This is a genomic window from Streptomyces sp. NPDC002730 (assembly GCF_042888805.1).
Lineage (GTDB): Bacteria > Actinomycetota > Actinomycetes > Streptomycetales > Streptomycetaceae > Streptomyces.
The window spans coordinates 735,126-758,129 of record NZ_JBIAQG010000001.1 but is presented as its reverse complement, the minus strand read 5'-3'; the positions used below and the strand labels follow the sequence as shown (position 1 = coordinate 758,129).

The following is a 23,004-nucleotide window of genomic DNA, read 5'->3' as shown; positions in this document are numbered from 1 at the left end:
ATCGATCGGTGCACAGCAGCACACGGGGGCGCACGAACGCTAGGTTCGGTCGCATGACCTCGAGGCAGCAGCTCTCCTTCCCGCGTCAGTACGCCAGGACCCAGCGCTTCACGCTGGGCGCACCGCGCGCGTTCACTGTGTCCCCGGACGGCTCCCGGGTGGTGTTCCTCCGTTCGGCCTCCGGGACCGACCGGGGGGGCCGGCTCTGGGTGCTGGACCTCGACCCGGACGGGCGCCAGGCGCAGGAGCGCCTGGCCGCCGATCCGGACGCGCTGCTCGCCGGTGCCGCGGAGAAGCTGTCGGCGAAGGAGCGGGCCCGGCGCGAGCGCAGCCGGGAGGGGTCGGCGGGCATCGTCGGCTATGCGGTGGACCAGGCGGTCGAGTTGGCGGCGTTCGCGCTGTCGGGGCGGCTGTACACGGCCGAGCTGCGGGCCGGGACCGCGCGCGAACTGCGGGTGCCGGGGCCGGTGATCGACCCTCGGCCGTCTCCCGACGGCCGGCACATCGCGTATGTGGCGGGCGGCGCGCTGCGGGTGACCGGTGCGGAGGGGGAAGGTGACCGGGCGCTGGCCGAGCCGGAGGACGAGCACACCACGTACGGTCTCGCGGAGTTCATCGCGGCCGAGGAGATGGACCGCTCGCGCGGCTTCTGGTGGGCGCCGGAGTCGGACCGGCTGCTGGTCGCCCGGGTCGACGAGCGGGACGTACGGCGCTGGTGGATCTCCGATCCCGCGCATCCGGACCGGGAGCCGGAGCGGGTCGCCTATCCGGCGGCGGGGACGCCCAACGCCGAGGTGCGGCTGTTCCTGCTCACGCTGGACGGAGAGCGTACGGAGGTGAGCTGGGACCGGACCCGCTATCCGTATCTGGCGCGGGTGCACTGGTCGTCCGCGGGCGCACCGCTGTTGCTCGTCCAGTCCCGGGACCAGCGGACCCAGCTGTATCTGGCCGTGGACACGGAGTCGGGCGCCACCCGGACGGTGCATGTCGACGAGGACTCGGTGTGGCTCGATCTCTTCCCCGGGGTGCCGGCCTGGGCGCCGGACGGGCGTCTGGTGCGGATCGCGGACGAGGGCGGGGCGCGGGTGCTCGCGGTCGGCGACCGGGCGCTGACCGGAGCGCAGTTGCAGCTGCGGGCGGTGCTGGACATCGGCGAGAACGATGTCCTGGTGTCGGCGGCGGCGGGCGAGGAGGCTGCGGAGCCGGAGACCGGCGAGATCCATGTGTACCGGGTCAATGAGCTGGGGATCGAGCGGATCTCGGACGGTGCGGGAGTGCACTCGGCGGTGCGCTCCGGCGGGGTGACGGTGCTGGCTTCGTCCCGTACGGAGGTGAGTGGCGCGTCCGTGCAGGTGCTGCGGGACGGAAAGCCGGTCGCGGTCGTCGCGTCGTATGCGGAGCAGCCGGTACTGAAGGCCCGGGTGCGGCTCTGCGAGGCGGGCGCCCACCGGGTTCCGTGCGCCGTCCTGCTCCCCTCCGGCTATCAGGAGTCGGACGGCCCGCTTCCGGTCCTGCTGGACCCCTATGGAGGACCGCACGGTCAGCGGGTGTACGCGGCACAGAATCCGTATCTCACCTCCCAGTGGTTCGCCGACCAGGGCTTTGCGGTGATCGTCGCGGACGGCCGGGGCGCTCCGGGACGCTCCCCGGGCTGGGAGAAGGCGGTCAAGGACAACTTCCCGCTCACTCTCGACGACCAGATCGAGGCGCTGCACTCGCTGGCCGGGACCTTCCCGCTGGATCTCGGCCGGGTGGCGATCCGCGGCTGGTCGTACGGCGGCTATCTGGCCGCCCTCGCGGTGCTGCGCCGCCCTGATGTCTTCCATGCGGCGGTCGCGGGCGCGCCGGTGACCGATTTCCGGCTGTACGACACCCACTACACCGAGCGCTATCTCGGCGATCCGGGGACGCATCCCGAGGTGTACGCGGCCAACTCACTCGTCACGGACGACGGGTTGACGACCCCGGAGAACCCACCACAGCCGTTGATGATCATCCATGGCCTGGCGGACGACAATGTGGTGATGGCACACAGTCTGCGGCTCTCCTCGGCGCTGCTGGCTGCGGGCCGTCCGCATGAGGTACTGCCGCTGACCGGAGTGACCCATATGACACCGCAGGAGCAGATCGCGGAGAATCTGCTGCTGCTCCAAGTGGACTTCCTCAAGCGGTCGTTGGGGCCGCAGGGGTAGGGACCGGGGGCTTTCCCCTGGGGTCCGGGGCGCGGGCCGAGACAAGCCTCGACGGCGATTGAGGCGCAGGGGACTGGGCAGCGCTTACCAGCCGGGCGGCGGGGTCTGCGGGGGCGGTGGGCCGTAACCCGGCTGCGGGTAGCCGTGACCCGACTGCGGCTGCCACGCCGGCGCACCCCCGCCCGGCGCGTCCCCCTCCCCCCGCCGCGCAAGCGCCGGCAGCAGCACAGCCCCCGCCGCCAGCTCGAACAGCCAAGAACCGACGAGCAGTTGCTCCCGGAGCCCCACATCACCGAGATGGGACATCAACTCGTTCCGTACGGCGAAATCGAGCCCGGTCCCGCCCATGCCCACCAGGAACACCGCGACGACCAGCCCCAGCGGCCGCGAGAAGACGGCATGGAAGAGCGCGCCGACCGCCGCCACCAGGGCGAGCACCACGATCACCGCGGTCAGCCAGCCCGGCGGAGTCCCGAGCGGCGGCAGCCGGACGGACGTGCTGCCGGTGAAGCGGTCGAGATAGCGCGTACCCGCGTAGTCGGTCGCCGTGTAGATCTCCCAGGCCGCCAGTACGCCCGCCGATGCGCCCAGCAGCAGAAAGGCGAGCACCGAGACACCCTGGGTGGGCCGGGTCGGCGTCCGCTCGTGGGCGTATGCGCCTCGGGCGTACGGGTCATGGGCATACGAGTCGCGGGCGTACAAGTCGTGGGCGGCGCCGGGCGCACGTCGGCCCGCGGCGGCCGTGATGATCAGTCCGATGCCGAGCCCGAGCGCCGCGAAGGCGCAGTACAGGGCCCGGGTGCGCAGTTCATCGGCGGACCGCAGATCCATCCAGGAGGAGCTGAGCACCCACAGCCCCGGCAGCCGTACGGCGAGGGTGATCACTCCGGCGGCCACCAGGGCCGCGGCCGCGACGGGCGAGCGCAGGGCGGCGAGGGCCACGGTGACGTACACCGCGAACAGCAGCAGGTCCTGGAGCGTGGTCGTCAGCGGGGCGGAGGCGACGCTGCGGCGGCTGCCGGTCCAGTACCGCCAGAGATCGAGCGGATCGGCGGCCGTGGTGAGATCCCGGACGATCCAGGCAGCCACAATGAGCGCGAGCGCGGCACAGAGCACCGCTCCGGTGATCCGGGCTCCCCGCGTAAGAGTCACAATTACGATCCTGCATCGCTGTGCACCCTTGAACAAGGGTCCGCGCGGCGCGCGTGCGACCGGCCGGGACTACATGGCGAGCCCCGGCCGGCCTACGGCACCCGCACGGCCGTACGTTGTTCAGCGTGACGCGTTCGTATATCGGAGTTGCGACAGTCAAGTTGCTTGCGTGTTAACGAAATTGATGGGCATTTATAGAGCTATGTCGCTCACTCCGAAGACCCGTCAAGCACGTAGGCAGATCGATCTGCAAAACCTTCGCTCAAGAAGCGCACGGACAACACAGCTTCCGCCGCCAGGCTCTTGACTGACACAGACCGCGATTGCCACAGTCCGCTCAACCAGCGGCGTCCACCAACGTCCGCGGCCGGTACGTGAGTCATGAACCGAGAGTCATGAATTGCGGGGGCGAGAAGAGACGTGACGATCCCATCCCGTGCCGAGTCGGCCGACCCGGCAGCCGGCCCGGCCGCCGAGACCGGACCGCTCCCTGTCGCTCTGAGCAAGGAGGAGCAGACGCTTGTCGGCCGGTCTCCGGGCCAGTTGGCATGGCGGCGCTTCAAACGCGACCGTACGGGCGTACTTTCCGCGTACATCGTGCTGTTCTTCTTCCTCGTGGCGGCGCTCGCCCCGGTGATCGGCTGGCTGTACGGAAAGGACCCGTACACCACCTACGGCCTCGACCGCCCGGAACTGCTCGATCCGATCACCAGCTATCCGATGAAACCGAACGGCGGCATCGACGGTGAATTCTGGTTCGGCATCGAGCCGAGGCTGGGCCGCGACGTTCTGATGCAGTTGGTGTACGGAATCAGGACCTCGCTGCTCATCGGCCTGGCGGCCACCGTTCTCTCCACCATCACGGGAATTCTCGTCGGGGTGACGGCCGGATATATGGGCGGCCGTACCGACTACTTCCTGGGCCGCTTCATCGATCTGCTGCTCTCCTTCCCGCAGCAGCTCTTCTTCGTCGCCTTCATGCCGGTGGTCACCGCACTCTTCGTGAGCCCGCAGAAGGAGACCCCGACCTACTTCCGGGTCACGGCGCTGGTGCTCGTCCTGTGGCTGCTGGGCTGGATGACGCTGGCGCGGCTGCTGAGATCCTCGGTACTGAGCCTGCGCGAACGGGAGTTCATCGAAGCCGCCAAGGTCACCGGCGCTCCGCCCTGGCGCATCATCCGCCGGGAGCTGCTGCCGAATGTGACGACGCCGATCCTGGTGCAGTCCACGCTGATGCTGCCCAACTTCGTGACCCTCGAGGCCGGTCTCTCCTTCCTCGGGGTGGGTCTGGTGGAGCCGACGCCCGACTGGGGCCGGATGTTCGCCAAGGGTGCCGACTTCTACGAGGGCGACATCACGTACATGTTCTTCCCGGGCATCGCCATGGTGATCTTCGTGGTCGCCTTCAACCTGCTCGGGGACTCGGTCCGGGACGCCATCGACCCGAAGACCAAGCGTTGACGCACGTCGCAAGGCACTGAGTGTTCCGTCCGACGAGGCAGGTGCATGGAGACCATGACGTCCACCATTCAGCGAAGAGTGCGGATTTCGGCCATCGCGGTCGCCGCCGGCGCGCTAGTGCTGTCCGCGTGCAGCAGCGGCGGCGGAGGCGACAGCAAGGACAAACAGTCCAAGGAACCCGAGCTCAAGCAGCAGTCCATCACCATCGGCACCGCCCAGGACTCCACCGGACCCGCCCCGGACCTGCCGGGCGCCAAGCCGGGCGGCACGGTCACCGTGCTGCAGCGTGACGCCTTCGAGCATCTGGACCCCGGCCAGATCTATGTCAGCGACGAGCTGATCATGCAGACGCTGTTCAACCGCACGCTCACCACGTACAAGATCGACGACAAGACCGGCAAAGTGACGCTGGTCGGCGACCTCGCCACGGACACCGGCAAGTCCTCCGACGGCGGCAAGACCTGGACGTACACCCTCAAGGACGGGCTGAAGTTCGAGGACGGTACGCCGATCACCTCGAAGGACGTGCGGCACGGCGTCGAGCGGCTGTACGCCAAGTACCAGGTGAGCGGCCCGACGTATCTGCAGCAGTGGCTCTCCGGAGCCGGCCAGACCTTCCGGAAGGCGCTGCCGGACGGCCCGTACAAGGGCAAGCATCTGCCGGACAGCGTGCTGGCGACGCCGGACGACAAGACCATCGTCTTCCACTTCGCCCAGCCGCGCGCCGAGGTGCCGTTCGCGGTCGCCATGCCGAACATCACGGCAGTTCCGGCGGCCAAGGACACCCAGGAGAAGTACGACAAGGCGCCGGTCGCGTCGGGACCGTACAAGATCCAGAACTTCAAGCCGGACAAGAGCGTCGAGTTCGTCAAGAACACCAACTGGGACCCGAAGTCGGACGCCGTACGCCACCAGTACGTGGACAAGTTCTCGGTCACCTTCGGCCACCAGTGGGTGGACTCCACCCGTCGGCTCGTCGCCCAGCAGGGCGCCGACAAGACCGGTATGACCTTCACCAACGCGGTCGACCCGTCGCTGATCTCGACGGTCCTGAAGAACAAGGAGGCGATGGCGAGGTCGCTCACCAAGACCCAGCCGTACGTCGACGTGGTCAGCTTCAACATGGACCGGATCAAGGACAAGCGGGTCCGTGAGGCACTGGCCTGGGCCTGGCCCTCGGGTCAGGTGCTGCAGCAGTACGGCGGCGTCAAGGCCGGCGAGGTCGCGGGCGGTCTGGTCGGTCCGACCCTCAAGGGCTACCAGCCGGTCGACCCGTTCGAGAAGAAGAAGTACCCGGCGGGCAACCCCGAGAAAGCCAAGGCACTGCTGAAGGAGGCCGGCGCGGAGGGCAGGACGATCGTCTACGCCTACGCCAACACCGGCCCCGCCCAGAACTCCGCGGTGGTCGTGGAGCGGGCTCTGGAGAAGGCCGGCTTCAAGGTGGAGAAGAAGGAGCTCGACTCCTCGACGTACTACACACAGATCGGCAAGGTGAAGAACCAGTACGACGCCTACCGCTCCTCGTGGGGCGCCGACTGGCCGTCCGCGTCGACGGTCGTGCCGCCGCTGTACGACGGCAAGAACATCTACGACGACTCGGCGAACTACTCGCACCTCAACTCCCCTGCCATCAACGGTGATATCGCCAAGGCGGAGAAGATCGGCGACATCGACCAGGCCGGCAGCGAATGGGTCAAGATCAGCCAGAAGATCCTGACCGACGAGGTGCCGCAGGTGCCGATCTTCTACAACCGGCTGTTCACGCTCTGGGGTTCGGGCATCGGCGGCGTGAAGTTCCACGAGCCGTACGGCGCCGTGGACCCGACCGCCGTGTACGTAAAGTAATCACCGGCGCATCGGATCGGCTCCCCGTCCCCGACGGGCGGGGAGCCTCCTCCGGTCCCTCTCCCGGAAGCCCGCGAAGCCATGCTGAGATTCCTCGTCCGCCGCTCGCTCGGCGCTCTCGTCATTCTTCTGGTGATCAGCGCGGTCACCTTCTTCCTGTTCTTCGCGCTGCCCGCCGAGCCCGCCCGGCTGGCCTGCGGGAAGAACTGCGATCCGGCCGCTCTCGCGCTCATCAACAGCAATCTCGGCCTCGACAAGCCGGTCCCGGTGCAGTACTGGGACTTCATGGTGGGGATCTTCGCGGGCCGTGACTTCACCGTCGGGCACTGTGACGCGCCGTGCTTCGGCTACTCGTTCGTCAATCAGGAATCGGTATGGGGCACGATCCTCGACCGCTTCCCGACCACACTCTCGCTGGCCTTCGGCGGCGCGGTCGTCTTCCTCCTCGTCGGAGTGGGCATCGGCCTGCTGGCCGCCGCGCGCCGCGGCACCTGGGTCGACAAATTCTTCAGCTCGTTGTCGTTGCTCGGCTCGTCACTGCAGATCTACTTCGTCGGCGTGCTCTGCCTCGCGCTGTTCGTCTCCAACCTCGGCTGGCTGGATCAGCCCGAATACGTTCCGATCACCGAGGATCCGGCGGGGTGGTTCGCCGGGATGATGCTGCCGTGGCTGGTCCTCTCCATGATCTTCATCGCCAACTACAGCCGTCTCGCACGGTCGTTGATGGCCGAGCAGCTCGAGGAGGAGCATGTCCGCGCGGCCCGCGCCAAGGGCCTCGCCCGCCGGACCGTCTTCTTCCGGTACGCCATGCGAGGCGCGGTCGCCCCGGTCCTGACCATCTTCGGGATGGACCTCGGCTCACTGCTCGGCGGCGCGATGATCACCGAGGTCACCTTCACTCTGCACGGCATCGGACGCCTTGCGGTGCAGTCCGTGCAGCTCACCGATCTGCCCATGCTGATGGGCGTGATGCTGATCAGCGCCGCGGCCATCGTCTTCTTCAACATCGTTGTGGACGCCGTCTACGCCCTGCTCGATCCGCGCGTGCGGCTGGCCTAGGAGTCCTGAGCCACATGACCACCCTGACCAAGACCGATCAGCCGCCCCGGCCCGCCGACGACGGACCCTTTCTCTCCGTACGCGATCTGTACGTCCACTTCTCCACCGAGGACGGGACGGTGAAGGCGGTCGACGGGATCTCCTTCGATCTGGAGCGCGGCAGGACACTCGGCATCGTCGGCGAGTCCGGCTCCGGGAAGTCCGTCACGAATCTCTCCATCCTCGGTCTGCACGACCCCAAGTTCACGGAGACCCGGGGCGAGATCGTGCTGGACGGCCAGGAGATGACGGGGGCCGGGGAGCGGACGCTGGAGCGGCTGCGCGGCAACAAGGCGGCGATGATCTTCCAGGACTCGCTGACCGCGCTCTCGCCTTACTACACGATCGGCCGGCAGATCTCCGAGCCGTACCGCAAGCACACCGGGGCATCCAAGCGGGAGGCGTGGGCGCGGGCGGTTCAGATGCTGGAGAAGGTCGGCATTCCGCAGCCGAAGCTGCGGGCGCACGACTACCCGCACCAGTTCAGCGGAGGCATGCGGCAGCGCGCGATGATCGCGATGTCGCTGGTGTGCAATCCGGAGCTGCTGATCGCGGACGAGCCCACGACCGCCCTCGACGTCACCGTGCAGGCGCAGATCCTGGATCTGCTGCGCGACCTCCAGCAGGAGTTCGGCTCGGCGATCATCCTGATCACCCATGACCTGGGCGTGGTCGCCAGTATCGCCGACGATCTGCTGGTGATGTACGCGGGCCGGGCGGTGGAGCGCGGTTCGGTACGCGAGATTCTGCGGGATCCCCAGCACCCGTACACCTGGGGCCTGCTGGGGTCGATGCCACGGCTCGGCTCGGACGTCTCGGAGCCGCTGACGCCAATCCCGGGGGCCCCGCCGAGTCTGCTCGCGCCGCCGTCGGGCTGCCCGTTCCATCCGCGCTGCGGCTTCCCGTCCATGGTCGGCGGCACGACCTGCGAGGACGTACGGCCGGAGCTGCCCGAGGGGCGGGGCTCCGCCTGCCACCTCACGGCCGAGCAGAAGCGAACCGTCTTCATCGAGCAGATCAAGCCCCGGCTGGGGTAGGGAGAGACGCGACATGGCGCACGAAGCCACCATCCCCGCCCCGCGTGACCGGGCTGTCTCCGACGGCGAGGTCCTGATGACGGCGGAAGGGCTGACGAAGCACTTCCCGATCATGGCCGGTTTTCCGTTCAAACGGCGTATCGGGGCGGTTCAGGCGGTCGACGGCATCGATCTCACGCTGTACGCGGGCGAGAGCTTCGGGCTTGTCGGCGAGTCGGGCTGCGGCAAGTCGACGACGGGCCGGCTGCTGACCCGTCTCCTTGAACCGACCGCGGGGAAGATCACCTACCGGGGCCAGGACATCAGCCACGCCGACCGCAAGCAGCTGGCGCCGATACGCCCCGAGATCCAGATGATCTTCCAGGATCCCTACTCGTCGCTGAACCCACGGCAGACCGTCGGAAAGATCATCTCCGGGCCGATGGAGATCAACAACGTCCGGCCGGAGGGCGGGCGCGAGAGCCGGGTCCGCGAGCTGCTGGAGATCGTCGGCCTCAACCCCGAGCACTACAACCGCTTTCCGCACGAGTTCTCCGGCGGTCAGCGCCAACGCATCGGCGTAGCACGGGCCTTGGCGCTGGAGCCGAAGCTGATCGTCGCGGACGAACCGGTCTCCGCGCTCGATGTCTCGATCCAGGCGCAGGTCGTCAATCTGCTGCAGGAGCTCCAGCGGGAGCTGGGCATCGCCTTCCTCTTCATCGCCCACGACCTGGCGGTGGTACGGCACTTCTCGCAACGGGTCGCGGTGATGTACCTGGGCAAGGTGGTGGAGGTCGGCGACCGCGATTCGATCTACCACCGGCCTCGGCATCCGTACACCCACGCACTGCTCTCCGCCGTCCCGGAGGCGGCGCTGAGCGACGAGGCGGATGCGCGGGCACATGAACGCATCCGGCTGGCGGGCGACGTGCCGTCGCCGATCGATCCGCCGTCGGGCTGCCGGTTCCGTACGCGCTGCTGGAAGGCGCAGACGCAGTGCGCGACCCAGGTACCGCCGCTGGTACGGATCGAGGGGAACCACCAGGGGCACCTGACGGCGTGCCACTTCCCGGAGGAACCGACACGGGTGCGGGAGGAAGACGTGATCCTGGACCCGGCGCTGCGGGACCTGGAGGCTGACGGGGGCTGAGATTCAGCCCTGAGGCATTCGAGGAGCGGGGGCCGGTGCGGAGCCGCACGAGGCGGAGCCCCGGGGCGGGGTCACTCGGCGCCCGGCTCCTCCTCCGTCGGCACCACGTGCTTCTCCTCCGCGAAGTGGCAGGCCGACGGATGCTGCGTCGGCCCGCTCGCCGGCCGGAACACCGCCGGCACCTCCAGCAGCGGCACCTCCAGCGCGCACCGCTCCTGCGCCTTCCAGCAGCGCGTGCGGAAGCGGCAGCCCGACGGGATGTTGGCCGGCGACGGGACATCGCCGTGCAGAATGATCCGCTCCCGGCGCTCACGCGCCTCCGGGTCCGGCACCGGAACCGCCGACAGCAGCGCCTGGGTATAGGGATGCGTCGGATGGTCGTAGATCTCCGCGTCCTTGCCGATCTCCACGATCCGCCCCAGATACATCACGCCCACCCGGTCCGAGATGTGCCGGACGATCGACAGGTCGTGCGCGATGAAGACATAGCTGAGGCTGAATTCGCTCTGCAGCTTGTCCAGCAGATTGATGACCTGCGCCTGCACGGAGACGTCCAGCGCGGAGACCGGCTCGTCGGCCACGATGATCTCCGGCTGGAGAGCCAGCCCGCGCGCGATGCCGATGCGCTGCCGCTGGCCGCCGCTGAACTGGTGCGGATAGCGGTTGATGTACTCGGGGTTGAGCCCGACGACATCGAGGAGGTCCTGTACCTTGCGGCGCCGGTCCCCCTTGGGCGCCACCTCGGGATGGATCTCGTACGGCTCACCGATGATGTCGCCGACCGTCATCCGTGGATTGAGCGAGGTGTACGGGTCCTGGAACACCATCTGGATGTTGCGGCGGACCGCCTTCAGCGCGCGCCCGGACAGCTTGGTGATGTCGTCGCCCCGGTACCGGATCGTGCCGGCCGTGGGCCGCTCCAGGTGCACCAGCATCCTGGCCAGCGTCGACTTGCCGCAGCCCGACTCCCCCACGATGCCGAGCGTCTCGCCCGCCACCAGGTCGAGATCGACGCCGTCCACCGCCCTCACCGCGCCGACCTGCTTCTTGAAGAGGATGCCCCGGGTGAGCGGATAGTGCTTGACCAGACCGCGGACCTCCAGGATCGCCTCAGCCATTGAGTGTCTCCTGCCAGAAGTGGCAGGCGCTCCTGCGATCCTCCGACACCTCGTACAGCGGCGGCACATCGGTCCGGCACACGTCCTGGGCCATCGGACAGCGCGGGTTGAAGGCGCAGCCGGGCGGGATGTTCATCAGGTTCGGCGGCAGGCCCTTGATCGCGTACAGCTCCCGGCCCTTCTGGTCCAGCCGCGGGATCGACTCCAGCAGGCCCTTGGTGTACGGGTGGGCCGGGGCCTTGTAGATGTCGTGGACAGGAGCCGTCTCGACGATCCGGCCCGCATACATCACCGCGATCTTGTCGGCGACGTCGGCGACCACGCCCAGGTCGTGGGTGATCAGGATGAGCCCCATGTTCAGCTCGCTCTGGAGCTGGGCCAGCAGATCCATGACCTGGGCCTGGACGGTGACGTCCAGCGCCGTCGTCGGCTCGTCCGCGATGATCAGGTCCGGCTCCAGGGACAGCGCCATGGCGATCATGATGCGCTGGCGCATACCGCCGCTGAACTGGTGCGGATACTGCCCGACCCGCTCCTTCGCCCCCGGGATGCCCACCCGTTCCATCAGCTCGACGGCCTTGGCCCGCGCGTCCCTGCGCGACATCTTGCGGTGGACGGTGAACATCTCGCCGAGCTGGTCGCCGACGCTCAGCACCGGGTTCAAGGACGAGAGAGCGTCCTGGAAGATCATGGCCATCCCGGCCCCGCGGATCTTCCGCCGCTCCTCCTCCTTGAGCCGCAGCAGATCCTGCCCCCGGAAGAGGATCTCGCCGCCGGCGATCTTCCCCGGAGGCGTGTCCAGGATTCCCATGATCGCCTGCGCGGTGACGGACTTGCCGGACCCGGACTCGCCCAGCACGGCGAGCGTCTCGCCTTCGTCCACCGTGTAGTTGACGCCGTTGACCGCCTTGGCCACGCCGTCCCTGGTACGGAACTCCACGTGCAGATCACGCACTTCGAGCAGCATGGCGGGCTCCTCAGCGCAGCTTGGGATCGAGGGCGTCGCGCACCGCGTCGCCGAGCATGATGAACGCGAGCACCGTGACCGCCAGCGCTCCGGCCGGCCAGAGCAGCATGTGCGGCGCGTTGCGGATGTACGGGGACGCGGAGGAGATGTCGATGCCCCAGGACACGGTCGGCGGCTTCAGCCCCACCCCGAGGTAGGAGAGCGTCGCCTCCAGGGCGATGTACGTACCGAGCGCGATGGTCGCCACGACGATCACCGGCGCGATGGCGTTGGGGCTGATGTGCCGCAGCAGGATCCGGGAGTTGGACGCACCGAGCGCCCGGGCCGCCTGGACGTAGTCGTTCTGTTTGGCGGTGATGACCGAGCCGCGTGCGATACGGGAGAGCTGCGGCCAGCCCAGCAGCACCATGAAGCCGATGACGGGCCAGACCGTGGTGCTGGTGACGACGGACAGCAGGACCAGACCGCCGAGAACGACAGGGATGCCGAAGAAGATATCGGTGACCCGGGAGAGGACCGCGTCCGACGCCCCGCCGAAGAAACCGGCCAGACCACCGAGGGCGGAACCGAGCAGCGCCACACCGAGAGTGGCGCAGACGCCGACGGTGACCGAGGTCCGCGCACCGTAGACGGTACGCGTATAGACGTCGCAGCCCTGCCCGTTGAAGCCGAAGGGATGGCCGGGCTGGGAGCCCTCCTGGGCCTTGGCGAGGTCGCACTGGAGCGGATTCTGGGTAGCGATGGACTGGGGCCAGATCGCGATGAAGACCAGGAAGAGGATGATCAGGCCCGAGACGATGAAGACGGGGTTACGGCGCAGATCGCGCCAGGCATCGGACCAGAGGCTGCGCGGCTTCTCGACAGGCCCGGTGCCCTCCGGGCCGCCGGGGGTCTTCTCGAGGGTCGCCCCCTCGGTGGTCGCGAGGTCCATCGCACCGCCGGCGCCGGTAGAGGCGATGGCTCCCCCGTTGTCGTACTGAGGCTCAGGCATACCGGATCCTCGGGTCGAGAACGGCGTACAGAAGGTCGACCAGCAGATTCGCCACCAGGAAGACGATGACGAGCACGGTCACAAAGCCCACGACGGTCTGGGTGTTCTGGCGCAGGATGCCCTGGTAGAGCTGGTAGCCGACGCCATGGATATTGAAGATGCGCTCGGTGACGATCGCGCCGCCCATCAGTGCGCCGACATCGGTGCCGATGAAGGTGATCACCGGGATCAGTGAGTTGCGCAGCAGATGACGGCTGATCACCCGGCGCCTGGGCAGGCCCTTCGCCTTCGCGGTGCGGACGTAGTCGGAGCGGGCGTTCTCGGCGATCGAGGTCCGGGTCAGCCGGGTGACATAGGCGAGCGAGACCGATGCGAGCACAAGACCGGGGATGATCAGCTCATTGATCGGCGCCTCCGGTGAGACGGCGGGCTTGATGATGCCCCACTCGACACCCAGCAGCAGCTGAAGGATGAGACCGGTGACGAAGGTCGGGACGGAGATGACGACCAGGCTGAGCAGCAGCACGCTGGTGTCGACGGGGCGGCCGCGCTTCAGGCCCGTGATCACACCGAGCGTGATGCCGATGAGCATCTCGAAGACGATCGCGACGACAGTGAGCCGGATGGTGACCGGGAAGGCCTCGCCCATCAGCTCGGTGACCGGCTGTCCGTTGAACGCGGTGCCGAAGTCGCCGGTGAAGACATTGCCCATGTACGTCAGGTACTGCTGCCACACCGGCTTATCGAGGCCGAACTCCTTGCGCAGCTGGGCGGCCGTCGCCGGGTCGCACTGCCGCTCGCCGCAGAGTCCTGCGATGGGGTCCCCCATCACGTTCACCATGAGGAAGATCAGCAGCGTGGCACCGAAGAAGACCGGGATCATCTGCAGCAGACGCCGGATCACATAACGTCCCATGAAGGGCTCCGGGGGTCGTGGTCGCGCAATGCGGGGAAGGTCGGTACAGCTGCCGGACCGGCGCGGTCGGGCACGCCGTGCCGGATGCCTCCGCCGTCACTTGACCTTGATCTCGTTGTAGACCGGGACGCTGAAGGGGTTGAGCGCCACGTTCGAGACACGTTCGGAGTAGCCGGCGCTGCCGTTCTGGTACCAGAGCGGGATGGCCGCCATCTGGTCCCGCAGGACCCCCTCGGCCTTCTGGAAGGTCTCCACGGCCTCCTTCGCGTCGGTCTCCGCGTTGGCCTCGTCGACGAGCTTGTCGAACTCCGCATTGCTCCACAGACCGTCGTTGGACGAGGCGTTGGTGTAGTAGAGCGGCTGCAGGAAGTTCTGGATCAGCGGGTAATCCATCTGCCAGCCGGCCCGGAAGGGACCGGGCATCTTGTGCTGACCGATCTGGTTGCGGAAGTCGGCGAAAGTACCGACCGGGTTGCCGACGCACGCCCTGTCGTTGCCCAGCGCGTTGTTGATGCTGTTGCAGACGGCGTCGACCCACTCCTTGTGCGAGCCGCTGTCCGCGTTGTACGAGATCTTCACCTGGCCGCCGGGGATGCCGCCGCCCTCCGTGATCAGCTTCTTCGCCTCGGCCGCGTTGTACTCGCAGGCGTCACCGCACAGGGTGTCGCTGAAGCCTCCGTCCGCGCCGAGCACCGGCGAGGTCCAGTCCTTCGCGGGCGTACGCGTCTTCTGGAAGATCGTGTCGGTGATCTGCTGGCGGTTGATCGCCCTGGACAGGCCCTGGCGGACCTTCACGGCGTCCGGGGTGTTCCAGGCCTTGTCGTAGTACGGGAAGGCAAGGGTCTGGATGATCCCGGCGGGGGTGTTGATGTACCGGCCGCCGAGGTCCGCCTGCACATTCTTGAGCTGCGAGGCCGGCACATCGTCGACGAGGTCGAGATTGCCCGCGGTCAGGTCGGTGTAGGCGGTGTTGTTGTCCGTGTACACATTCAGGTCGACGCCGCCGTTCTGCGCCTTGTCGGTGCCCGGGTAACCGTCCCATCTGCGCATGGCCAACTTCGAGCCCTTGGCGTACGAGTCGACGGTGTACGGGCCGTTGCCGATGGGCTTGGACAACCAGGCGTCGTGGTTGTCGAAGAACGCCTGGGGCAGCGGCGAGAAGGCGGCGTAACCGAGGGTGTCGGGCCAGGTGGAGAACTTCTGGGAGAGCTTGACCGTGAAGGTTGTGTCGTTGACGACCTTGAGGCCCGAGAGGGTCGTGGCGGTGGGCGTGCCCTTGTCCGGGTGGACCTGTGCGTAGCCGTCGATATAGCCGAAGAAGTAGGCGTTCTTCTGGTTGTTCTTCAGGTTGGCGCCGTAGTTCCAGGCGTCCACGAAGGACTTGGCGGTGACCTTCTCACCGTTGCTGAAGGTCCAGCCGCCTTTGACAGTGACGGTGAAGTTGACCGAGTCCGTGGTGGTGATCTTCTCGGCGAGCATGTCCTTGGCCTCGCCGGTCTTCGAGTCGTACCTCTTGAGACCCCGGAAGAGCATGTCGAGGACCTTGCCGCCCTGCACCTCATTGGTGTTCGAGGGCTCCAGCGGGTTCTGGGGGTCGCCCCAGGAGGAGCTCACGATCCCGTCGGCGCCACCGCCGCCACTGCTGCCGCCGCCGCACGCCACCGCCGCGAGGGCTACGGCCACCGCGCATACGGCCCCTTTGGCGTGCGTGACTCCACGCATGGGGTGCCTCCCGTGTCCTAAGTCCGACTTAGCACCAATACACCCCATATAGGTATGCAGCGCACTTTTATGGCCGCTTTCCGAGTTTGCCGCTCCTCAGCCTCTGCTTCTCAATCCCCCCTGGTCAGCCCTTGCTGGTCAGCCCTTGCTGGTCACTGCTTGGCGGCCTGCACTTCGATCACCGAGATCCAGGTCCTGCCGTGATCGACGTCGACCCGCAGCCATGGACCGCCTGCGCTGTCGCCCGCGTAGTACGTGTCCGCACCCTTGCCCCGGGGCTCCAGACCGCATGCGGCGAGCGCGTCCGTCAGCTGCCGCAGCCCGTCGGCCGCCTGGGCGGCGTTCGCATAGTCGACATAGCGGTGGCGGGCGATGGACTTGCCGTCCCCCTCGTAGAGCGCGGTGTACGAGACCTGGTCGAGCCTGTCCTGTGAGGTGTCCGACGTCTGCGGGCAGGCATCGTCGAAACCCAGGCGTGGGAGTCGCACGGCTTCCTTGCCGGGCTCGTCGCTCAGCCTCCAGTGCCACTTCGTGAACAGCGGCACGTCGCTGTCCGCCAGCCCATTGAACTCGTTTCCCGTCTTGTACGGGTTCGGCTCGGCGACCGACGTGGCGGTGGGCGGCCCCGCCGGCCGCACCTCCTGCGGCCTCCCGTCGCCCGGCAACAGGGCCCACGACATACCCGCCACCACCGCCACGGCAACCGCACCCGCACCCGCCCGCAGCCGCACGCGCCGCCGGTCGCCACGGGCGCGTACCTCCGCGGCGCTCGGCATCCGCACTGTCACGTCGTCCAGCAGTTCTTCGACCTCAGCCATGGCTGACAACCCTTTCCGACGGGACAGTGGCATCGGCGAGCCGCTCGCCGAGAATCTTCCGGGCCCGGCTGAGCCGGGTGCGTACGGCACCGCTTGAGGCGCCTGTCTCGCGGGCGACCTGCTCCACCGGCAGGTCGAGGAGATGGTGCAGGACCACCACTTGCCGTTGCTCCGCGGTCAGTTCGCGGAGGGCACCGATCAACGCCACCCGGTCCGCCGACAGCCCGGGAAGATCCGCCTGTGGCCCATGTCTGAAGTGCGCCAGCATGCGGTTGCGGGTCCTGCGCCAGGTGCTGATCGCCAGCCGCACGGCGACCGTGCGCACCCAGGGCAGCGGATCCCCCTCACGCATCAGCCGGTCCCACCGCTGCCAGGCCCGCACATACGCCTCCTGCACGGCGTCCTCGGCCTCCGCGAGATCGCCGGTCATGGCATAGACCGTCGCGACCACGCGCTTGGCCGTGGCGACGTAGAACGCGTCAAACTCCTTCGACTGCGTCGGCATCTTCCCCCCGGTCCTCGTCAGCTGGTCCGTTCGTTTCCCTCTTCTGCAAGGAACACGTCTGGGGTCCGGGGGATGTTACGCACGACTTTCCGTGCGTACACAGAAGAGGGCGCCCGGACCAGACGGTCCGGGCGCCCTCGTTCGCCTTCTGCTGCGTCACACCGCGTGGACGACGTCCTTCTCCTCGGCGAAGTGGCACGCGGACTCGTGTGCCGCCGGGGTGTCAGCACCCTTGAAACGCTCGGGGATCGCCAGCAGCGGGACCTCCTGGGCGCACTTGTCCTCGGCCTTCCAGCAACGGGTGCGGAAACGGCAGCCGGACGGCGGGTTCGCCGGGGACGGGACGTCGCCGGTGAGGATGATCCGCTCGCGGCCGCTGCTGAGCTCCGGGTCCGGGACCGGGACCGCCGACAGCAACGCCTGGGTGTAGGGGTGCGTCGGGTGGTCGTAGATCTGCGTGTCCGTACCGATCTCGGCCATCTTGCCGAGGTACATCACGCCGACCCGGTCGGAGATGTGCCGAACGATCGACAGGTCGTGGGCGATGAAGATGTAGGAGAGGTTGAACTCGTCCTGCAGCTTCTCCATCAGGTTGATGACCTGCGCCTGGACCGAGACGTCCAGGGCCGAGACCGGCTCGTCGCAGATGATGACCTCGGGGTTGAGGGCAAGACCGCGAGCGATACCGATGCGCTGTCGCTGACCGCCGGAGAACTGGTGCGGATACCGGTGGATGTACTCCGGGTTGAGCCCGACGACGTCGAGCAGGTCCTGCACCTTCTTGCGGCGGTCGCCCTTCGGAGCCACCTCGGGGTGGATGTCGAAGGGCTCACCGATGATGTCGCCGACCGTCATACGCGGATTCAGCGAGGTGTACGGGTCCTGGAACACCATCTGGATGTTCCGGCGGACCGCCTTCAGCGCGCGCCCGGACAGCTTGGTGATGTCCTGGCCCTTGAAGAAGACCTCGCCGGCGGTCGCCGTCTCCAGCGTCATCAGCAGTTTGGCGACGGTGGACTTGCCACAGCCGGACTCGCCGACGATGCCGAGCGTCTCACCCTGATAGAGGTCGAAGGAGACCCCGTCCACGGCCTTGACCGCGCCGACCTGACGCTTGAACAGAATGCCCTGGGTCAGCGGGAAGTGCTTGACCAGGTTGCGCACCTGAAGGATCGGCTCACCGCGTTCGACCGGTGCCTCGATCGCCGCCACGGCCGCCGTCTCGGTGGGCGCGTCGACGGTCTCGACCTCGGTGACGTTCGGGGTGGCGTCCATGGGCTCGTCGGTCTTCTTGAACTCAGCCATGGATCGTCTCCTTCCAGAAGTGGCACGCGCTTCCGCGGCCAGGCAGCTCACTGCCGTCCTGCTCGGTCACCGGCACCAGAGCCGGAACCTCCGTACGGCAGATGTCGTCCGCCTTGGGGCAGCGGGGGTTGAACGCACAACCGGCCGGAATCTTGAGCAGGTTGGGCGGCAGACCCTTGATCGCGTACAGCTCCTGGCCCTTCTGGTCCAGGCGCGGGATCGAGTCCAGCAGACCACGCGTGTACGGGTGGGCGGGCCGCTTGTAGAGCTCGCTCACCGGGGCGGTCTCGACGATCCGTCCCGCGTACATGACCGCGATCTTGTCCGCGACGTCGGCGACGACGCCGAGGTCGTGGGTGATCAGGATCAGGCCCATGTTGTACTCGCGCTGCAGCTCCGCGAGCAGATCCATGACCTGGGCCTGGACGGTGACGTCCAGCGCGGTCGTCGGCTCGTCCGCGATGATCAGGTCCGGCTCCAGGGCCAGCGCCATGGCGATCATGATGCGCTGGCGCATACCGCCGGAGAACTGGTGCGGGTAGTCGTTGACCCGCGCCTTGGCGGCCGGGATCTTCACCCGCTCCATCAGCTCGATGGACTTGGCCTTGGCCTCCTTCTTGGAGAGGCCCTGGTGGACGCGGTACATCTCGCCGAGCTGGTAGCCCACGGTGAGCACGGGGTTGAGAGAGGAGAGCGCGTCCTGGAAGATCATCGCGATCTTCCGGCCGCGGATCTTCCGCCGCTCCTCGTAGCCCATGGTGAGCATGTCCTGCCCGCGGTACAGGATCTGGCCCTGCGGGATCTTGCCGGGCGGCATGTCCAGAATGCCCATGATCGCCTGCGCGGTCACGGACTTTCCGGAGCCGGACTCACCCAGTACGGCCAGGGTCTCGCCGGAGTCAACGCTGTAGTTGACGCCGTTGACGGCCTTGGCGACTCCGTCGCGGGTGTGGAACTCCACATGCAGATCGCGGACTTCGAGCAGCGGAATGCCGTCCGAGTCGCCCGACCGGGGCGCCGGGACACTTGATGTTTCTTCGATGATGGTCACGTACGCCCTCCTCAGCGCAACTTCGGGTCGAGGGCGTCGCGGACCGCGTCGCCGAGCATGATGAACGCGAAGACCGTGAGGCTCAGCATGCCGGCCGGGAAGAGCAGCACATGCGGGTTGTTACGGATCTCCTCACTGCCCGACGCGATGTCGATGCCCCACGAAATCGTCGGGTCGGCAAGACCGAGTCCCAGGTAGGACAGGGTCGCCTCGGCCGAGATGAAGCCACCGAGCGAGATGGTGGCGACAACGATGGTGGGAGCGATCGCGTTGGGCAGCACATGGCGGAACAGCATCCGGCTGGTGCCCGCGCCGAGAGCGCGCGCCGCCGTCACATAGTCCGCCTGCTTGGCCGTGATCACGGAACTTCGGGCCACTCGGCAGATCGAGGTCCAGCCGAGGAAGGCCAGCGCCAGGATCACGACGTACACCTTGCGCTCGGTGAACGAGTTCAGCACGACCATCGCGCCGAGCAGGAAGGGGATACCGAAGAAGATGTCCGTGACACGGGAGATGATCGAGTCGAGCCAGCCGCCGAAGTAGCCCGAGAGCAGGCCCATCAGACCGCCGAAGACCGTGATCGCCACCGTGACGCCCAGGCCGACGAGGATCGAGGCGCGGGTGCCGTAGACGACACGCGCATAGATCGAGCGGCCCTGGATGTCGTAGCCGAACCACTCGGGGCTGAAGACCTTGCCCAGCTCGGGCTTGGTCAGATAGTGGTTCGTCAGATCGCCGGCCCGCGGGTCGGCGCTGGTGAACAGGCCCGGGAAGGCCGAGATCACCAGCAGCAGGACCAGCAGCGTCGCCGAGAGCCAGAACATGGGCCGGTGCCGCAGGTCGTACCAGGCGTCGCCCCACAGTCCGCGGGGCTTGCCCTGCGATTCCTTGGGGGCCTGCTCTGGTGCCGCGTCGGCCTTCGGGGGAGCGATGGCGTCGACCCTCGCGTCGACGGCCTCGGCCTTGGTCACGTCAGGCATACCGGATCCTCGGGTCCAGGACCGCGTACAGCAGGTCGACGAGCAGGTTGATCAGCAGAATCACCAGGACGAACACGGTGACGACACCGACGATGGTGGAGCCCTCGCGCTGTCCGAGCGCCTGGTAGAGCAGGTTGCCCACACCCTGGACGTTGAAGATGCCCTCGGTGACGACCGCGCCGCCGATGAAGCCGCCGACGTCCGTACCGAGGAACGTGATCACAGGGATCAGCGAGTTCCGCAGCAGATGTACGCCGACGATGCGGCGCCGCGGCAGACCCTTAGCGAGAGCGGTACGCATGTAGTCCGCCCGCAGGTTCTCCGCGAAGGTCGTACGCGTCAGCCGTGCGATATACGCCATGGAGAGCATCGCCAGAACGAAGCCCGGCAGGAACAACTGCGTGACGTCCGCGGAGTCCTGGACGTTCGGTGCCACCCAGCCGAGAGTGTCGGCGAAGAGGAACCGCGCCAGGTAGCCGAGGATGAACACCGGGATCGAGATGACGACCAGGGTGAAGATCAGCACACCGGTGTCCGGGGCCTTGCCGGCCTTCAGACCGGCCCAGGCGCCCAGGCCGAGGCCGACGATCATCTCGATGACGAGCGCCACGACGGTCAGCCGGAGCGTGACCGGGAAAGCCCGCGACATCTCGTCGAGGACGGGCCGGCCGCCGAATGTCTTGCCGAAGTCGCCCTGGAAAAGATTGCCCATGTAGTCGATGTACTGCTTCCACATGGGCTGGTCGAGCCCGAACTCATGGCGCAAGGACGCGACCTGTGCGGGGTCTGCCGCCTTGTCACCCCACATTGCCCGGATGGGGTCACCCGGAAGAATGTGGACCATGAGGAAAATCAACAGAGTGGTCCCGATGAATACCGGGATCATCTGGAGCAGTCGCCTTGCGACGTAACGCCCCATCATGCCTCCATGCCGTGAGGGGTCGGCGATGGCCTAATCAGAGTGATCTCCGCCTCGGGGTGTGGGGGAGAGCCCCGGGCCTACGCCGGAGGGCCGGTGCCGCCGCTCCTCCCGGAGCGGCGGCACCGGCCTTCGGTTCCCGATGCTTACTTCTTGGCCTTGACCTGGACTTCGTCGAAGATCGGGTCGCCGTCCTGGCCGTAGACGATCTTGCCGAAGACGTTCTTGGACTGCCCCGAGTTGGTCTTGTAGAACCACAGCGGGATCGACGGCATGTTGGCCTTGAGCATCTGCTCGGCCTCCTGGTACATCTTCACCGTCTCGTCGAGCGTCTTGGCCTTGTCCGCCTTGGCGGTCAGCTCGTCGAACGCCTTGTTCGAGTAGCCGCTGGTGTTACCGGCGGCCGTGGTGCCGTACAGGTCGCGCATGAAGTTGGAGTTGACCGGGTAGTCGAGCACCCAGCCACCGCGGTACATGGACTTGACCTTCTTGCCGTCACGGGCGTTCAGGTCGGTCTGGAAGTCCGGCTTCGAGTCGCCGACGCACTCCACGCCGGTGGACTGACGGATGCTGTTGCAGACCGCGTCGACCCAGGCCTTGTGCGGCTGGTCCGCGTTGAACTGGATCGAGATCTTGTTGCCCGGGACGCCGCCACCCTCCTTGATGAGGGCCTTGGCCTTGGCCGGGTCGAACTTCACGACGTCACCCAGCGCACCGGCCTTGTAGCCGAGCACACCACGGGCGACGTAGGAGTCGGCCGGCTCACGGGTGCCGTTCAGAACCGTCTTGGTGATCGTCGGGCGGTCGATCGCCATCGACAGACCCTGGATGACCTTGGGGTTGATGTTCTTGAACTGCGGCGTGTAGAACGCCGGGACGAGCGACTGGACCGCGGAGTACTCCTGGTCGATCGCGCGGTCGCCGAGGTCCTGCTTGTAGTTCTTCAGCGCGGTGACCGGGACCTGCTCGATCCAGTCGAGCTGGTCCGAGCGCAGGGCCGAGTACGCGGCCTCGGCGGTCGTGTAGTTCTTGAAGTCGATGCCACCGTTCTTGGCCTTGTTGGGCCCGGTGTAACCGTCGAACTTGCGAACCTTGATGAGCTTCTTGTGGTCCCAGGCCTCGAACTTGTAGGGACCGTTGCCGATCGGCTTCTCGCCGTAGCCCTTCGGGTCCTTGAAGAAGCCCTCGGGCAGCGGCGCCCAGACGTCGTAGCCGAGCTTGTACGCGAAGTACGAGACCGGGCCGGACAGGGTGATCGTGAAGGTGGTGTCGTCGACGACCTTCAGACCGGACATCGTGGTCGCCTTCGGGTCACCCTTCTCGGGGTGGACGTCGGCGTAGCCCTTGATGTCCTGGAACCAGCTGGAGTTGGTCTGGTTGTTCTTGACGTTGGCAGACCAGTTCCAGGAGTCCACGTAGGACTTCGAGGTCACCGGGGTGCCGTCGTGGAACTTCCAGCCCTGCTTGAGCTTGACGGTCCATACGGACGAGTCGGCGTTCGGAGTGACCGACTCGGCGTTGATGTAGGTGAGCTTGCCGGTGCCCGGCTCGTAGTCGACGAGCCCGGAGAAGATCGTGCGCAGGACACGACTGCCCTGGCTCTCCTTGGCGTTCGCCGGCTGCAGCGGGTTCTGCGGCTCGCTCAGCTGGGCGACCAGAATCCCGTTGGGGTCGGCCTTACCAGCGTTCATGTCGTCGCCGCTGTCACTGCCGCCACCACAGGCGGTCGCTGCCAGGGCGACAACTATCGCACCCGCTACCCACTTGGCGCTCTTGGCACCGCGCATGGGTTCCTCCT

General features: G+C 67.2%; 19 protein-coding genes. 6 read left to right on the top strand and 13 right to left on the bottom strand.

Annotation, left to right across the window (positions count from 1 at the left end):
* The first annotated feature begins 53 nt into the window (after window positions 1–53).
* Window positions 54–2,192, top strand: a complete 2,139-nt coding sequence (locus tag ACFYXH_RS03740; protein ID WP_389560291.1) for a prolyl oligopeptidase family serine peptidase — start codon at window positions 54–56, stop codon at window positions 2,190–2,192.
* A gap of 84 nt (window positions 2,193–2,276) precedes the next feature.
* On the opposite strand, the gene ACFYXH_RS03735 is transcribed toward ACFYXH_RS03740, so the two are convergent.
* A complete protein-coding gene (locus ACFYXH_RS03735) occupies window positions 2,277–3,344 on the bottom strand; it encodes a hypothetical protein (protein WP_389560290.1) in 1,068 nt (355 codons plus the stop codon).
* Window positions 3,345–3,764: 420 nt separating this feature from the next.
* Between ACFYXH_RS03735 and ACFYXH_RS03730 the strand changes: the two genes are divergently transcribed.
* From ACFYXH_RS03730 to ACFYXH_RS03710, 5 genes are all read left to right on the top strand, one after another.
* A complete protein-coding gene (locus tag ACFYXH_RS03730; RefSeq protein WP_389560289.1) occupies window positions 3,765–4,805 on the top strand; it encodes an ABC transporter permease in 1,041 nt (346 codons plus the stop codon).
* Between the two features lie 54 nt (window positions 4,806–4,859).
* Window positions 4,860–6,650 carry an ABC transporter substrate-binding protein gene (locus ACFYXH_RS03725; RefSeq protein ID WP_389560287.1) on the top strand — a complete coding sequence of 597 codons (1,791 nt, stop codon included), beginning with the start codon at window positions 4,860–4,862 and terminating at the stop codon, window positions 6,648–6,650.
* Window positions 6,651–6,731: 81 nt separating this feature from the next.
* Window positions 6,732–7,709: an ABC transporter permease gene (locus ACFYXH_RS03720; protein WP_327325874.1), complete on the top strand. Its 978-nt coding sequence runs from the start codon at window positions 6,732–6,734 to the stop codon at window positions 7,707–7,709.
* 14 nt (window positions 7,710–7,723) lie between these two features.
* Entirely contained in the window at window positions 7,724–8,785 is a 1,062-nt protein-coding gene (locus ACFYXH_RS03715) for an ABC transporter ATP-binding protein (protein ID WP_389560285.1), read from the top strand.
* Window positions 8,786–8,798: 13 nt separating this feature from the next.
* Window positions 8,799–9,914, top strand: a complete 1,116-nt coding sequence (locus ACFYXH_RS03710; RefSeq protein ID WP_327325872.1) for a dipeptide ABC transporter ATP-binding protein — start codon at window positions 8,799–8,801, stop codon at window positions 9,912–9,914.
* Window positions 9,915–9,985: 71 nt separating this feature from the next.
* Here ACFYXH_RS03710 and ACFYXH_RS03705 read toward each other — a convergent pair whose 3' ends face one another.
* The 12 genes from ACFYXH_RS03705 to ACFYXH_RS03650 form a co-directional block, all read right to left on the bottom strand.
* A complete protein-coding gene (locus ACFYXH_RS03705) occupies window positions 9,986–11,032 on the bottom strand; it encodes an ABC transporter ATP-binding protein (protein ID WP_389560283.1) in 1,047 nt (348 codons plus the stop codon).
* On the bottom strand, window positions 11,025–11,999 hold the full coding sequence (locus ACFYXH_RS03700) for an ABC transporter ATP-binding protein (protein ID WP_389560281.1): 975 nt from the start codon (window positions 11,997–11,999) through the stop codon (window positions 11,025–11,027). The genes ACFYXH_RS03705 and ACFYXH_RS03700 overlap by 8 nt, the downstream gene beginning before the upstream one ends.
* A 10-nt stretch (window positions 12,000–12,009) precedes the next feature.
* Window positions 12,010–12,990 carry an ABC transporter permease gene (locus ACFYXH_RS03695; RefSeq protein WP_389560280.1) on the bottom strand — a complete coding sequence of 327 codons (981 nt, stop codon included), beginning with the start codon at window positions 12,988–12,990 and terminating at the stop codon, window positions 12,010–12,012.
* Complete coding sequence (locus ACFYXH_RS03690; protein WP_389560279.1) at window positions 12,983–13,906, bottom strand: ABC transporter permease; 924 nt, start codon at window positions 13,904–13,906, stop codon at window positions 12,983–12,985. Before ACFYXH_RS03690 ends, ACFYXH_RS03695 begins: the two co-directional genes overlap by 8 nt.
* 96 nt (window positions 13,907–14,002) lie before the next feature.
* Window positions 14,003–15,628 (bottom strand): ABC transporter substrate-binding protein, encoded by a 1,626-nt coding sequence (locus ACFYXH_RS03685; RefSeq protein WP_389560277.1) that lies wholly within the window; start codon window positions 15,626–15,628, stop codon window positions 14,003–14,005.
* A gap of 152 nt (window positions 15,629–15,780) precedes the next feature.
* Window positions 15,781–16,446, bottom strand: a complete 666-nt coding sequence (locus ACFYXH_RS03680; protein WP_389560275.1) for a hypothetical protein — start codon at window positions 16,444–16,446, stop codon at window positions 15,781–15,783.
* Window positions 16,439–16,951: a SigE family RNA polymerase sigma factor gene (locus ACFYXH_RS03675; RefSeq protein ID WP_389560273.1), complete on the bottom strand. Its 513-nt coding sequence runs from the start codon at window positions 16,949–16,951 to the stop codon at window positions 16,439–16,441. The genes ACFYXH_RS03680 and ACFYXH_RS03675 overlap by 8 nt, the downstream gene beginning before the upstream one ends.
* 156 nt (window positions 16,952–17,107) lie before the next feature.
* Entirely contained in the window at window positions 17,108–18,256 is a 1,149-nt protein-coding gene (locus ACFYXH_RS03670) for a dipeptide ABC transporter ATP-binding protein (protein WP_327325866.1), read from the bottom strand.
* On the bottom strand, window positions 18,249–19,307 hold the full coding sequence (locus ACFYXH_RS03665; RefSeq protein WP_389560270.1) for an ABC transporter ATP-binding protein: 1,059 nt from the start codon (window positions 19,305–19,307) through the stop codon (window positions 18,249–18,251). The genes ACFYXH_RS03670 and ACFYXH_RS03665 overlap by 8 nt, the downstream gene beginning before the upstream one ends.
* Before the next feature lie 11 nt (window positions 19,308–19,318).
* On the bottom strand, window positions 19,319–20,287 hold the full coding sequence (locus tag ACFYXH_RS03660; RefSeq protein WP_389560268.1) for an ABC transporter permease: 969 nt from the start codon (window positions 20,285–20,287) through the stop codon (window positions 19,319–19,321).
* Entirely contained in the window at window positions 20,280–21,206 is a 927-nt protein-coding gene (locus ACFYXH_RS03655) for an ABC transporter permease (RefSeq protein ID WP_389560266.1), read from the bottom strand. Before ACFYXH_RS03655 ends, ACFYXH_RS03660 begins: the two co-directional genes overlap by 8 nt.
* A gap of 146 nt (window positions 21,207–21,352) precedes the next feature.
* Window positions 21,353–22,993, bottom strand: coding sequence for an ABC transporter substrate-binding protein (locus ACFYXH_RS03650; protein WP_389560264.1), 1,641 nt, complete (start codon window positions 22,991–22,993; stop codon window positions 21,353–21,355).
* Window positions 22,994–23,004: the final 11 nt, after the last annotated feature.

What these genes read in the sequence shown, in the direction of transcription:
- ACFYXH_RS03740 (WP_389560291.1), top strand. Translation starts at nt 54, where the DNA reads ATGACCTCGAGGCAGCAGCTCTCCTTCCCGCGTCAGTACGCCAGGACC.
- ACFYXH_RS03725 (WP_389560287.1), top strand. Translation starts at nt 4,860, where the DNA reads ATGACGTCCACCATTCAGCGAAGAGTGCGGATTTCGGCCATCGCGGTC.
- ACFYXH_RS03720 (WP_327325874.1), top strand. Translation starts at nt 6,732, where the DNA reads ATGCTGAGATTCCTCGTCCGCCGCTCGCTCGGCGCTCTCGTCATTCTT.
- ACFYXH_RS03715 (WP_389560285.1), top strand. Translation starts at nt 7,724, where the DNA reads ATGACCACCCTGACCAAGACCGATCAGCCGCCCCGGCCCGCCGACGAC.
- ACFYXH_RS03710 (WP_327325872.1), top strand. Translation starts at nt 8,799, where the DNA reads ATGGCGCACGAAGCCACCATCCCCGCCCCGCGTGACCGGGCTGTCTCC.
- ACFYXH_RS03705 (WP_389560283.1), bottom strand. Translation starts at nt 11,032, where the DNA reads ATGGCTGAGGCGATCCTGGAGGTCCGCGGTCTGGTCAAGCACTATCCG.
- ACFYXH_RS03700 (WP_389560281.1), bottom strand. Translation starts at nt 11,999, where the DNA reads ATGCTGCTCGAAGTGCGTGATCTGCACGTGGAGTTCCGTACCAGGGAC.
- ACFYXH_RS03695 (WP_389560280.1), bottom strand. Translation starts at nt 12,990, where the DNA reads ATGCCTGAGCCTCAGTACGACAACGGGGGAGCCATCGCCTCTACCGGC.
- ACFYXH_RS03690 (WP_389560279.1), bottom strand. Translation starts at nt 13,906, where the DNA reads ATGGGACGTTATGTGATCCGGCGTCTGCTGCAGATGATCCCGGTCTTC.
- ACFYXH_RS03685 (WP_389560277.1), bottom strand. Translation starts at nt 15,628, where the DNA reads ATGCGTGGAGTCACGCACGCCAAAGGGGCCGTATGCGCGGTGGCCGTA.
- ACFYXH_RS03680 (WP_389560275.1), bottom strand. Translation starts at nt 16,446, where the DNA reads ATGGCTGAGGTCGAAGAACTGCTGGACGACGTGACAGTGCGGATGCCG.
- ACFYXH_RS03675 (WP_389560273.1), bottom strand. Translation starts at nt 16,951, where the DNA reads ATGCCGACGCAGTCGAAGGAGTTTGACGCGTTCTACGTCGCCACGGCC.
- ACFYXH_RS03670 (WP_327325866.1), bottom strand. Translation starts at nt 18,256, where the DNA reads ATGGCTGAGTTCAAGAAGACCGACGAGCCCATGGACGCCACCCCGAAC.
- ACFYXH_RS03660 (WP_389560268.1), bottom strand. Translation starts at nt 20,287, where the DNA reads ATGCCTGACGTGACCAAGGCCGAGGCCGTCGACGCGAGGGTCGACGCC.
- ACFYXH_RS03655 (WP_389560266.1), bottom strand. Translation starts at nt 21,206, where the DNA reads ATGGGGCGTTACGTCGCAAGGCGACTGCTCCAGATGATCCCGGTATTC.
- ACFYXH_RS03650 (WP_389560264.1), bottom strand. Translation starts at nt 22,993, where the DNA reads ATGCGCGGTGCCAAGAGCGCCAAGTGGGTAGCGGGTGCGATAGTTGTC.